We start from the raw sequence: 14,028 nt of genomic DNA, 5'->3' as shown, positions 1-14,028 counted from the left end.
AGCCGAAAAAGTCGGGTTACAGCTCGATGAGTAGCGCCATTTGGGGCTGTAGCCCGAAAAAAATCGGGTTACAGCTCGATGAGTGGCGCCATTTGGAGCTATAGCCCGAAAAAATCGGGTTACAGCCCGATGTGTGGCGCTTTTTGGAGCTGTAGCCCGAAAAAATCGGGTTACAGCCCGATGAGTAGCGCCATTTGGAGCTATAGCCCGAAAAAATCGGGTTATTTCCCGATGAGTAGCGCCTTTTGGAGCAGTGGGCATAAGGTGCAGCCTACCCAACCAGAAATAGGGCGGGGATTTTATATTATGTTAAAAAATGGCGGTGCAGGGATCCCTGCACCGCCATTTTTTAGGTTTGTCAATTTTTCATTAACCGGAATAACCTGCAAGTTTCACTGTGTAATCTCTGTCTCTTTCTCGAAATGAAACTTGCTGGCGCCATCCTCGCGAGGTGGCGCCAGCTTAAGGTGAAGTGTTGCTAAACAGCTTAGGACGTTTTGCGGTTGTTTCTAAAGCGCAAGTAGATGCCGATTGCCACGAAGGCTGCACCGATCAGATAGAGCATCAGATAGCTCTCTTGACCTGTCTTAGGCAGCGTATTGACGTTCGGAGTACCCTCGAGTCCTCCGCGAGGAGGTTCCTCGACATCGATGTCGAACCAGAATTCTTCCTCGTTGCCGTCAGCGTCCTTGATGATGACGGAGAATCTGTCTTTGCCCGTATAACCCTTGTTAGGCGTATAGGTGACTTTACCGTCCGGCGTTATCGTAACGCTGCCGTTCTTAGGCGGCGTACCGGTAGCGGTTGTGCCGCCTTTCGGCACATCGACTTCGACTTCGATCGGCGTGTCTTCCGGCGTCTTCTCTGTAACAGTCGTCGACGTCGGCGTTGGAGCCGGAGTCGGCGTACCTGTACCAGGTGTCGGAGTCGGTGTAGGCGTTCCCGTTCCTGGAGCCGGAGTTGGTGTAGGCGTCGGAGTGACGCCAGGCTCTTCCGTCTCTTCCGGATCTGTCGACGGCAACGGTGATGGCGTCGGAGTCGGGAATACCGGCGGCACATAGTAGTAACCTTGATCGATGGTCATGTCGCGCCATACGGCCGGTCCGACAGGTCCGATCGCTACTGCTTCTGTGAAGCTATCGAACGTAGGATTGGAATCCAGCTCGGCGGAAACGCCCGTTGCCCCTTGCTTAGTAGGGATATAGTAATAAGGTGTTACAAATTGAACGTAATAGTCGCCTGCTACCAGATGGTCGAACAGGTAGTAGCCTGGTTTGCCGTCTTTATCGGCGGTAATCGTTGTTGCAAGCAGTGTCTTGGTGGAGTCATAGAGCTTGACGGTTACTCCGTTCATGCCGTAACGATCCTCTTCGTCTTGCGTGCCGTTGAAATCAGTATCGTACCATACGTAGTTTCCAATTGCGCCCTTACGGACGATACCGAAGTCAATCGTGTGGTCGATCCAGCCTTTAGGAGCCAATTCACCGATCGGGATGGCTGCGGTCGTGTTCCACGCGTTGACTGCGTTGGAATCCCGCTCGTTGTCGTCAGCAGCGCCGCTGCCTTGCTCCTCAAGTGTAACTTCATGATTGCCGTCCAGTTCAAGCTGAACGTAGTAGTCGCCGCTTGCCAGATTGTCGAACAAGTAGTACCCTGGTTTGCCGTCAGGTCCGTCTACAGTTGTTGTCTCTGCGTAGATCGGGCCGGCGGTGTCGGTCTTGTACAGATACAGCTTAATTCCGTTCAAACCTGCCTCGGTTGCATCCTGAATGCCGTTGCGGTTCGTATCGAACCAGACGTAATTGCCGATCTCGCCTTGGGCCACCAGACCGAGGTCGATACTTGGATTGACCCAACCGTAAGGGAGCTCTGTTTCGCTGATTGTGATAGCTTCCGTTACATGGGTTTTGATAGTGCTCGTTACGTGCGTCTCACTTGTTTTGTTGGAGCCGAGATCGGAGTCAGCGTCTGATTCCTCGACCGTTGTCTCATATTCGGCTGGGAAAATAAACTCCACATAATACGTACCTTGCGGCAGTTCTTGAAAGTTGTAGTAGCCTGGCTTGCCGTCTTCCGTTTTCGTCACGTCGGTTTTGTACGGCGTTCCTCCCACCGTATCCCGGTACAGATTAACAGTCACGCCGTTGATGCCGTGCATCGGGTCTTCATCTTGGAGGCCGTCACGGTTACGGTCATGCCAGACATAGTTGCCGATCGCGCCTTTGCCTGTAAAGCCGAGGTCAATCGTCATATCCATCCAGCCGGCAGGGCCGATTGGAATGGCGTTAACCGTTTTGCCTTTGTTAGGTCCGTCGACGATTACGATCCGATTAGAGTCTTTGTCTGTCGTTACGCCGTTCTCTTCCATCTTCGCCAGATCATAGATACCAGGCGTTTGGAACTTCACATAATAGCTGCCTTCAACCAGATGATCGAACAAATATTTGCCGTCGGCATCCGTTCTGGTTGTAGCTACCAAAGTTTCAGTGCCGCCTTCTTGTTTGAACAGCTCGACAATGATGTTTTCGATGCCGGGTTCGCCAGCATCTTGACTGCCGTTGTCGTTTTTGTCGAACCAGACGAAATCGCCGATCTTGCCAAGGGCTTGCAAGCCCAGGTCAATCGTCGGATCCTTCCATTTGGCAGGACCGATTACAATCTCCTCTGTCCGGTATGGAATACGATGATCTCCTTGTTCGGTACCGGCAGTAACCACGTTGGAATCGGTGGCTGGTGTGCCTTTACCGGCATCTGTCTTCGTATAGCTGCGTGGGACAAGGAATTCTACGACATAGGTTCCGCTCAGCAAGTGGTCAAACCAGTAATAGCCAGGCTGGCCTGCCTTAGCATGGTCTGCCGGATGATTGCGGGTAAATTGGCTGACACCTTCTGGCTGAAGCACTCCCGCGCCATCTTTTTTGTAGAGCTTCACTTCGATGCCGTTTAACCCAACCTCGCCAGGCAGGTCCGTTGGATCGTAATTTTGAATGCCGTTACGGTTCCAATCCAACCATACATAGTCGCCGATTGCGCCTTTGGCGATGAGGCCGATATCGACTTTCAAATCTTCGTAGTTATTGCTGTAATTAATAGTAATGGTTCCTGTTCGTTTACCCGTCAAGAGATGCGAATCCTCGTCCCTTTTGGAGCCTTGCTCCGGAAGGGTCAATTCATAATCTACAGGCCAGTCGAATTCGACAATATAATCGCCTTCGACGAGATTATCGAACAAGTAGTACCCTTTTTTGCCACTCTCGGTACGGGTGGTCTGTGTTGCGACCGCTACTGGATTGCCGGGTTTGTAGAGCTTGACCGTTAATCCGTCGATGCCAGGCTCTTCGCTATCCTGAATGCCGTCCTTGTCGAGATCGAGCCAGATGTAATCGCCGATTTTTCCTTTTTCGTGCGTATTATCGAGTTCGATTTCCACCTGATTTGCCGATGAAATCACGATGTCGCGTACCGTGCTATCCAGCCTGTAGCCGTTCGGAGCTTCGATTTCCTCCAGCTCGTACTGGCCGTAAGGCAAATTATCGAACACGACTTCGCCGTTATTATTCGTTACCTTTTCGAATGATTCGTCTGGATCGGTGCTGCCCTTTACTCGAATAACGAATTTAGCTCCTGCCAGTCCTGAAGCATTATTACTTGCAGGTCGTTTAATTACTTTTACGCTGCCTTTGTACGTAGCTGTTCCAGGAGTGCTGAAGCCTGATCCCGAGTTAATAATGTTGGTAAAGGTTTCCTGGGTCTCAATGCTTTCAACTGTTCTTTCTTCCGCTAACAGCTCAAAGGAGTTTTTTGCCTGGTTGCCAATGTTTTTGGCCAAAATCGTCGTATACTTCAGTTGATAAGCGGTTTCGATCTCTGTATTCACGTTGCCAATCTGCAGTGTAAATGCAGGCGCATCTGCCGCATCACCCGGCTGCTTGAGTCGGATCGAATATTGCGATTCAGGGACAGATACGAGCGTGTAAGGCTCCGCCGAACGCGGGTCGACCTTAAATAGCCTAAATGATTCTTTTACGATCGTTTGCTGGTTGTCAGGCCAATCGTTTACTCTAACATTTGTCAGCTTCGAGAAGCTGCGGTTAATCCAGATCGTCCACTCGGCTTCCCGTCTGTTGTTAACGTTAGGCTGAGCCAGCTCTTTGACGATAATCTCACCGCCGTGAGGCGGCGATACGCTTGCCGTCAGTTCGGCGTAGTGATCGTTATCGTCGGAAGTGAACAAAGCGGTATTATTGATGGTGCCAGGCACAAACTTGTCCACCAGGGAGGTTTCAAACTCCACCGTGTGAGGACCGCTGATCGTGCCAGTAAACGCGATTTCCAGCCTGTCTGTTGCAGTGTCTAAATCATAATCAGCTACTGGAACGACAGTTCCTGCGTCAAGCTCTCCGGCGGCTGCATCTGACCAAGCGTGCTTTAATACCCTTACTGTGGCCGGAAGCAAGACTTGATCATTGCTTAAGGTATCGCTGATCAGGGCGTCGACGACGGACAACTCGTTATGGTAGTTAAACAGAACGGTCCATTTGATAGTTTTGGTCGCTGGGTCGTAAACGCCGCTTTTGCTACCGTTAAATTGTGTCAATACGCCTGGATTGACTTCAGCGCTGGCAGAAATCTTTTTGCCCGAATTGTTGGTCGTATAGACAATGTTCGCATCGGTTTGGCTTACAATGCGGTCCCACGAAAAAGTCCCGGTATTTTTAAACTTGTAATTGTTGTTCGAATTCCAGCGAGTGTCAAAACCGTCGTAGTCGAAAGTTGTTTCGTACTCGATGGTATGTTTCTGATTGAAGTTGAAGCCGCTGAGAAACTGGAGTTCGAATCCATTGCCGTCAGCGTCAACCGCAAAGCTGTAATTTCCTGTAGCAGACGTCAAGTCGGTATTTGCTTTGTTTTTGATAGAAAGAGTGCCAGGTATATAAGTCAGGCCCTTGCTATCGAAGGTGTCAACCAGCTTTAATGGATTAGTTGGGCTTCCCATAAAGCGATAATCGTTTTCGTTGAGCGTAATGGTCCATTTTATGATCTTATTATTATAGTCAATGACTTCTCCGCTCTTCCGGATGACTCGATGACTGTAATTGACCGAGGATTCCACGCTTCCCGTCAAGCCCGGAGTGGTGGAGTCCACCTTATTTTTTGCTCCGGTAATATTAGCGGTAATCGGAGAACTTTCTTTCTCCTGCGTTGTATAGACGATGCGATATACGCGGTGCTGGCCGGTTACGTCTCCATTAAGCTGCAAGGTGAAGCCCGTCCCCGTCGGATCGTCTGTTTTCGTATAGGTATCGTTGCTAGCTCCGATTGCTCCACTAGGGAGCGCAAGCACAGACTCAAAACCACCGCTGTTGTTGAGATGGCCTTTTTCCACCGTAAAGGCGGTGGCTTCTGGCGCCAGCTCATGACCCGCAGGGAATAGATCCGTCAATGTAGGGTTGTTAAGCTCAAGCTCCCCTTTATTGTAAATAACGGTCCAGGTCACCCGATGTTTGTTGGAGTCCTTGGAGCCTCCATTTGTTTTTTCCAGCAAGTTGCCGCGTTGAACCGTTTGCGAGGCTGTCGCATGAGTGATTTCATCGTCAGGTGGAGCCTGAGCTGGATTCTTCAATACAACTTTGTTGATAAAGGTTGCGCTGTTGTTCGTAAATACAGCGGCGTTTGTTACTTTAGTGGCAAAACGGATGCGGTAAGCCGCATTAAGATCCGCAAATTCCAGCGGAAAGTTGCTGTCGGAATTGACGTAAGTGTAATCGGATCCTGCCGCGACAGCATTGCCTTCCGTAGGCGCTCCAGAAATCGGAACATGAAGCTTTTTAACCTCAATCGCTCCCTCTACGGCCAATCCCGTCGGAAGCACCTCCGCCAGGATGGTTTGTCCGATGTCGGCCAAACTTGTGTTTACATCGACCACCCAATAGATCAAAGAGGTATTGGGCGTGCGGTCGAGACCTTGCGTCCCTTTTGCAGTGTCCACGGCCTTCGTAATGTTAGGAGTTGCGCCCGTCAGCTCGACAGGTAAATTGACCGTAACATTCCCGCCGTGTCGGAACGGAATGCTGATTACAACGTCCTCGTTGCTGATTACGGTCGTAGAATCGAGCCTTGTTTCGATAAGTATTCCGCCAGTAAGGTTGTAGGTGAAAGTTGGTTCTGGCGCAGGCTGTTGAATAAAATTGAGCGTCACCTTTTTGGTAACGGGATCGGCGTAGAAGGTTCCTGCTCCGCCCAAATCGCCGCTAACCTCCGTTGCCAATGTCAGTTGCGGAGGCAGATCGAATACGTATACGCCGCCGTTCTCTGCGATGTTGTCATCAATTAACCACTCATATGCCAGCGTAAACGGAGCAGATGCCGCTCCGGCCAGCGTCGTATTAAAATCATTGATGATATTTGCAGGACTAACGCCCGGTATGGCAGTGGCGAGCAGATTCGGACAACCTGCAGCAGTAGGATCAGCAAAACAAGTTTTAAGGACTGCATAATCATTCTCTTCATACACTTGGCGAGCAGCGTTAAGGACGAATGCGCGCTGTATAATTTCGTGAGTGATCTCGTTGTCTGCCGCAGCAGTCTGCTGAACAACCCCGGCGATCTGCACTGTTTGCAGTAACAGCATCAAAGCCAGCACAAGCGAGATGCTTTTTTTGCGCAGGCTACCTCTCGTGTCGGCCAAGCCGGCGGCAAAACCCGTCAACTTAAGAAAATCAATTGAACGGTCTTTCGTTTTCTTTTTTAATCGTGAAGCTCTCACACTATCATTCCTTTCAAACCTGGTTCAATGTTGGCCTAAATGTATAAAGTTGTTTAGAGCGGTTCGTGAAAACAAAAAACAATCTCTAATTTATATGTATTTTTGCAGCTCCTTTCCCGATAAATATAGTGATCGTATCTGACTGGGTCATTGGTAGCATAATTACACTCATAGTAGCGTATAGAACTCGACAATTTCTGAACATTTTGTCGGAGAACTTGGAACCGTGTCGGGATAATTAATATATTTGGGATTCAAATACAACAACTTTTGGTCCTTACAGACGTAAGTATAGCTAACGAGTTCGTGCGGATGTTCAAGAATGGGGAATTGGGGTGCTTCGAATGAGATTGCTGCTGGTGGACGACGAAAGACTGGCGCTTATACTACTAGAGAAGGAGCTTCGCTCCGTGGCAGAGAAGTCGGGCGTCCCCGTCGAAATCGTGGCGCTTCAATCACCGGGGAGCGTCATGGCGGAGGCGGAAAAGTGGCGTCCAGACGTGGTGTTCCTAGACATTCACATGCCAGAAATATCGGGTCTGCAAATCGCGGAGATGCTTCAGGAACGTCGTCCGGAGATCATGGTCGTCTTTATGACCGCTTTCGACAGCTATGCCCTGGAGGCTTTCGAGCTAAGCGCTATCGATTACGTGCTCAAGCCGCTGGTACGGGACCGCCTCGAGAAGACTTTTAAACGAATCGTGGCCAGGAGAGAGGTGCCGGACATAGAAGAGCTTCCGGTGCAGGATACCAAAAGCCACGTCATTCTGTGTTCGGGCACGCTGCTGGTGCAATCGGGCATCGGAGAGCCGGAGCTGCCAAAGTGGCGTACGGCCAAGGCGCAGGAGCTGTTCGCTTATCTCTTGCTTCGAAGAGGCGCTACCGTGCACAAATCGACGATTCTGGAGCTGCTTTTCCCCGAGCTCGGGATGAAGCCGGCGATGGCCCGGCTTTACACGGCTATCTATCAAATCAGGCAATGCATGGCTCTGATGGGCCTCGATATTACGATTCAGAATATAAGCATGCAAGAAGCGTACATTCTGCGAGTAGGGGAAAATGTGACGATCGAGAATGAACGGTGGGAGCAGGAGCTTCTCGTTGCAGCCGAACAAGAGCCGCCTCTCTATAATAGGATCGAAGAGCTGCTTGCTGATTACGATGGCGGATACTTGCGCGATCATGATTACGTGTGGGCGGAGGGAGAACAAGCGCGGCTCAGCGGTCTTTGGATGAGTCATGCACGCAAGCTGGCAGCCTACTTGGAGACGCAAGGGAGAGAGGACGAGGCGCTCAAGCTGTATGTCAGGCTGCAAGAGATGGACCCGTATCAGGAGTCGGACGGGCTAGCCATTCTAAAGCTTTACGAGCGTCTGGGTCAGTACGATAAAATAATAGGTTATACTACGCAGCTTGAGAATTTGTTTATGGAGGAGCTGGGACTGCCTTTGCCGCCTTCCATTGCCGCATGGCGGGAAGAGCGGGGGCTGCGCTCATAGACAGCTATATAATAGGATCGAATAGACGGGGAATTCGCGGATGATGCGATTCCCCATTTTCACATTGCATCTGATAAGCCGAAACGATATAATCTATGAGAACACACATTCTTATATATGGACGTCAATCACTATGTTGAGATGAACCTAATTTGACTATACTGTATACATTCAGCATTCAGAGACGGACGGGAGGAGGAAGCGATTATGGAGTCAGTTCCGCAAGAAAAGGTATTCCAGCTTAAATCCGAATATACGCCGCAGGGCGATCAGCCGGGCGCCATCAAGGCGATTGTTGACGGAGTCATCGCTGGCAAGCGCCATCAGACGCTGCTGGGCGCGACGGGTACAGGCAAGACCTATACGATTGCGAACGCCATCGCAGAGCTGAACCGGCCTACGCTGGTCATCGCGCACAACAAGACGCTTGCCGCGCAATTATGCAGCGAGTTCAAGAGTTTCTTCCCCGATAATGCGGTAGAATACTTCGTCAGTTACTACGATTATTACCAGCCCGAAGCCTATATCCCTTCGACGGACACGTTCATTGAGAAGGACTCCAGCATCAACGACGAGATCGATAAGCTGCGGCACTCCGCGACAAGCGCATTGTTCGATCGAAGAGACGTCATCATCGTAGCAAGCGTATCGTGTATCTACGGCTTGGGTTCGCCAACTGAATACGGCAGCCTCGTGCTGTCCCTGAGAGTAGGGATGGAGAAGCCGCGCGATGCCATTTTGCGCAAGCTCGTTGATATCCAATACAATCGGAACGATATTAGCTTTACGCGGGGAACTTTCCGTGTTCGGGGCGATATTGTCGAGATCTTCCCCGTGGCGAATAACGAACGAGCCATCCGGGTGGAGCTGTTTGGCGACGAGATCGAGCGGATCTCCGAAATCGACGTGTTGACCGGAGAAATCGTCGGGGAGAGGGACCATGTCGCGATCTTTCCGGCCTCCCACTTCGTTACGCACGAGGAGACGATGAAGGTAGCGCTTGTAAACATCGAGCGCGAGCTGGAGGAGAGACTCGCGGAGCTGCGCGAAGCGGGCAAGCTGCTGGAAGCACAGCGGCTGGAGCAGCGTACGCGTTATGATCTGGAGATGATGGCGGAGATGGGATTCTGCTCCGGCATTGAGAACTATTCCGGCCCCCTAACCTTCCGCGAAAGAGGATCGACGCCGTACACATTGCTGGATTATTTCCCGGACGACTTCTTAGTCGTTATCGACGAATCCCATGTATCGCTGCCGCAAATCAGGGCGATGTTTAACGGAGACAAGGCGCGCAAGGAAATGCTCGTAAACCATGGCTTCAGGCTCCCCTCCGCCATGGACAACCGGCCGCTCCGATTCGAGGAGTTCGAAGGAAAAGCGAAGCAACTCGTCTATGTTTCCGCGACGCCGGGGCCATACGAGCTTGAGCATTGTCCAACCATGATCGAGCAGATTATCCGTCCTACCGGCCTTGTGGATCCCATTATCGATCTGCGGCCGACGAAGGGGCAGATCGACGATTTGCTGCATGAGGCACGCGAACGGATCGCAAGGGACGAGCGCGTTCTCGTCACGACGCTCACGAAAAAGATGGCCGAGGATTTGACCGATTATTTGAAGGAGGTCGGCATTAAGGTCCGATATCTGCATTCCGACATCAAAACGCTGGAGCGGCTGGCGATTCTTCGCGACTTGCGACTAGGTGTCTTCCATGTGCTCGTGGGCATCAACCTGCTCCGGGAAGGTTTGGATCTTCCGGAGGTTTCGTTGGTCACGATTCTGGACGCGGACAAGGAAGGGTTCCTGCGCTCCGACCGTTCGCTCATTCAGACCATCGGACGGGCGGCGAGGAACAGTGAAGGGCGCGTCATTATGTATGCCGATAAGGTGACGGATTCCATGGACCGAGCGATTAAGGAGACGGAACGGCGGCGCGCTATTCAGGTCGCCTATAATGAGAAACATGGCATTGAACCGCAGACGATCCGCAAGCGGGTGCATGACGTCATCGAAGCGACGAAGGTTGCCGAGCAGAAGGCGGAGTATTTGACGGGCGCGGATTCCGGCAAGATGACGAAAAAGGAACGCGAGAAGCTGATCCAGCGTCTGGAAGCAGAGATGAAGGAAGCGGCGAAGAGCCTGCAATTCGAGCGGGCTGCAGAGCTTCGGGATGCACTGCTTGAGCTGCGCGCCGAGAATGGGTAGTAGGAGGAGAAAACAATGGCAAGCGATAAGATCGTCGTAAAGGGCGCTCGAGCCCATAACCTGAAAAATATAGATGTGACCATCCCCCGCGACAAATTTGTCGTGCTCACGGGACTGAGCGGTTCCGGCAAGTCCTCGCTGGCCTTCGATACCATCTACGCGGAGGGTCAACGCCGTTACGTGGAGTCGCTGAGCGCGTATGCCAGACAATTCCTGGGACAGATGGAGAAGCCGGATGTCGATTCCATCGACGGTCTGTCGCCTGCCATCTCCATTGACCAGAAGACGACGAGCCGCAACCCTCGTTCAACGGTAGGTACAGTAACGGAGATTTACGATTACCTCCGTCTGTTGTTTGCCCGGGTAGGCCGGCCGCATTGTCCGGAGCATGGCATCGAGATTACATCGCAGACGATCCAGCAGATGGTGGATCGGATTTTGGAATATCCCGAGCGGACGAAGCTGCAGATTATGGCTCCTGTCGTATCGGGCCGCAAGGGCGAGCATAGCAAGCTGCTTGCCGATATCCAGAAGCAGGGCTACGTCCGTGTACGCGTGAACGGAAAACTTAGAGAGCTAAGCGAGAAGATCGAGCTGGAGAAAAACAAAAAGCATAATATCGAAGTCATCATCGACCGGATCGTAGTGAAGCCGGATATCCACGCTCGACTGGCTGATTCGCTGGAGACGGCGCTTAAGCTGGCGGAAGGACGGGTGCTGGTAGATGTCATGGATCAGGAAGAGCTTCTGTTCAGCTCCAATCTCGCCTGTCCCGAATGCGGGTTCAGTATTGACGAGCTGGCGCCGCGCATGTTTTCGTTCAATAGTCCCTTCGGGGCTTGTCCGGAATGCGACGGTCTCGGCGCCAAGATGATCGTGGATCCCGATCTGCTAGTGCCGGACAACACCAAGACCATCGAAGAAGGAACCTTTCTGGCCTGGGCGGGGAGCACCTCGAATTATTATCCGCAATTTCTGAGCGCCGTGTGCGTCCACTACGGCATTCCTCAAAACGTTCCGCTGTCGGAGATTTCGGCGGAGCAGATGAAGAAGCTGCTGTACGGCACGGGCGGGGAGAAGGTGCGGTTCCTCTACGAAAATGATTTTGGACATCGCAAAGAAGCCTTCGTCCCGTTCGAAGGTATCGTGAACAATCTCGAGCGGCGTTATCGGGACACGGCATCCGAGATGATGCGCGAGCATATCCAGAATTATATGAGCGCCAAGCCTTGCGGCGGATGCAAGGGCCAGCGCCTGCGCAAAGAGAGTCTGGCCGTTACGATCGGCAGCGAGAATATTGCCTTCGTTACGTCTCTTTCGATCGGAGAAGCGAAGCGTTACTTCGACTCCCTGGATCTGACAAAGAAGGAGCAGACGATCGCTCATCTTATTCTCAAGGAAATTAACAGCCGACTTGGCTTCCTCGTCAATGTAGGACTGGAATATTTGACGCTCAGCCGCGCGGCGGGAACTTTGTCCGGCGGCGAAGCGCAGCGGATTCGGTTGGCCACCCAGATTGGCTCCAGTCTGATGGGGGTCCTCTACATTCTGGATGAACCAAGCATCGGCTTGCATCAGCGGGATAATGATCGTCTCATCGAAACGCTGGAGCATATGCGCAATATCGGCAACACGCTTATCGTCGTGGAGCATGACGAAGATACGATGATGGCGGCCGACTATATTATCGACATCGGCCCTGGAGCGGGCATTCACGGGGGACAAGTCATCTCCCAAGGGACGCCGCAGGAAGTTATGGCCGACGAGAACTCGCTGACGGGACAATACTTGAGCGGACGCAAGTTTATCGAGGTGCCGCTGACACGGCGCGCCACAGGCGAGAAGTGGCTGGAGGTCCGTGGCGCGAAGGAGAACAATCTGCGCGGCGTCAACGTCAAGATTCCGCTCGGCGTTTTCACGGCGGTAACTGGCGTATCGGGCTCAGGCAAGTCGACCTTCGTGAACGAGATTCTGTATAAGACGCTTGCCCGCGACTTGAACAAGGCGAAGGTTCGCCCCGGCCAGTACAAGGAAATGCGCGGCATTGAGCACTTGGAGAAGGTCATCGACATCGACCAGTCTCCGATCGGACGTACTCCGCGTTCCAATCCGGCTACGTATACGGGCGTCTTCGATGATATCCGCGATCTTTATTCCAACACGAACGAGTCGAAGGTCAGAGGCTACAAGAAAGGCCGCTTCAGCTTCAACGTCAAGGGCGGCCGTTGCGAAGCCTGCCGCGGCGACGGCATTATCAAGATCGAGATGCATTTTTTGCCGGATGTCTACGTGCCTTGCGAGATTTGCAAAGGCAAGCGCTATAACCGAGAGACGCTCGAGGTTAAATACAAGGGCAAAAACATTGCCGAAGTGCTGGAGATGACGATCGAGGATTCCTGCACGTTTTTCGAAAACCTGCCGCGTATTCATCGCAAGGTAAAGACGCTGCTGGATGTTGGCTTGGGCTACATGACGTTAGGACAACCCGCAACGACGTTGTCGGGCGGCGAAGCGCAACGCGTTAAGCTGGCGGCCGAGCTGTACCGCCGCAGTACGGGGACGACGCTGTACATTCTCGACGAGCCGACAACGGGACTTCATGCACATGATATCGACCGTCTGCTGACCGTGCTTCATCGTCTAGTGGACGCCGGCGAATCCGTCTTGGTTATCGAACATAATCTTGATGTCATTAAGACGGCGGATTATCTGATTGATCTGGGGCCGGAGGGCGGCAACGGAGGCGGTACGATTGTCGCTACGGGATCGCCGGAGCAAGTCGTCAAGGTAGAGGGATCCTATACAGGCCGTTATTTGAAGCCGATTCTGGAGCGCGACAGAGGACGGACGGAAGAGCGGAAACGCAGCCTTCAGCAGGTAGGAGCAGGCGCGCAAGAATAATCCGTGTCAAATCGTGACAAACTTGTTACGAATGTGATTTCGGACTTGCAACGTAAGCGTCTAGAGGCTAACATAGACTAAGATTAGGTTACGTGTGACTTGGAGGAGGTCCCCCTATGTTGTTCCTAGCAGAAGAAGCTACAAAAACAAGCGCGATTGACCCGTTCGATTGGTTTATGCTTGCTTTTACGGTCATTATTGCAATCGGCTTTGTGCGGCTCATTATGGCGCGTCCAAGGAAAAACCTGTTTGCTATTGGCTTCACGACCGTAGCGCTCGGTTTGTTCCTGTTCATCGACTATGTGATGATCTTTAAGGTTTGGCTGGCGTAGAGGCCTTTGAAACAAGAAGCGGTCTGTCGAGTGATCTCGGCAGGCCGCTTTTTTTAAATAGTAGGAGTGAAGGTTTCCTCCCGATTTGACTTATCATTGTCGGAAAAACGCGCTGCGCCGCTGAAGGACGGCTGCGGCCTTTTTACCTTCTTGAGCGTGAGAGTTTTGCGGCTGCAACCCGAGGAAATTTGGTTAGAGCGTGCGGCGTAGCGCCTTTGGTAATTTACTATGAGGCCAAAAAACGGCTCCTCTGGCGCGAAGCCCGAGGAGCCGTTTCTTATAAAAATAGGAAAGCATATCATTTCGCCAAACAAGGCGTTACGAG

General features: G+C 52.1%; 5 protein-coding genes. 4 read left to right on the top strand and 1 reads right to left on the bottom strand.

The features are described from left to right. Nucleotides 1–487: 487 nt before the first annotated feature. Nucleotides 488–6,766, bottom strand: coding sequence for an SdrD B-like domain-containing protein (locus B1748_RS36480; RefSeq protein WP_143810330.1), 6,279 nt, complete (start codon nt 6,764–6,766; stop codon nt 488–490). A 344-nt stretch (nt 6,767–7,110) separates the two neighbouring features. Between B1748_RS36480 and B1748_RS18315 the strand changes: the two genes are divergently transcribed. The 4 genes from B1748_RS18315 (at nt 7,111) to B1748_RS18300 (ending at nt 13,703) form a co-directional block, all read left to right on the top strand. Then, nucleotides 7,111–8,265 carry a response regulator gene (locus B1748_RS18315; RefSeq protein WP_087569388.1) on the top strand — a complete coding sequence of 385 codons (1,155 nt, stop codon included), beginning with the start codon at nt 7,111–7,113 and terminating at the stop codon, nt 8,263–8,265. A gap of 207 nt (nt 8,266–8,472) precedes the next feature. Then, the gene (gene uvrB, locus B1748_RS18310) at nt 8,473–10,470 is read left to right on the top strand and encodes an excinuclease ABC subunit UvrB (RefSeq protein WP_087569387.1); all 1,998 of its coding nucleotides are present in this window, start codon (nt 8,473–8,475) and stop codon (nt 10,468–10,470) included. Between the two features lie 15 nt (nt 10,471–10,485). After that, nucleotides 10,486–13,371: an excinuclease ABC subunit UvrA gene (gene uvrA / locus B1748_RS18305; RefSeq protein ID WP_087569386.1), complete on the top strand. Its 2,886-nt coding sequence runs from the start codon at nt 10,486–10,488 to the stop codon at nt 13,369–13,371. 116 nt (nt 13,372–13,487) lie between these two features. Then, nucleotides 13,488–13,703 carry a hypothetical protein gene (locus tag B1748_RS18300; protein WP_087569385.1) on the top strand — a complete coding sequence of 72 codons (216 nt, stop codon included), beginning with the start codon at nt 13,488–13,490 and terminating at the stop codon, nt 13,701–13,703. Nucleotides 13,704–14,028 lie beyond the last annotated feature (325 nt).

It is taken from the genome of Paenibacillus sp. MY03 (assembly GCF_002165585.1).
GTDB lineage: Bacteria > Bacillota > Bacilli > Paenibacillales > Paenibacillaceae > Pristimantibacillus > Pristimantibacillus agaridevorans.
The sequence above is the reverse complement of the archived record's forward strand: the minus strand, read 5'-3'. Positions and strand labels throughout refer to the sequence as shown.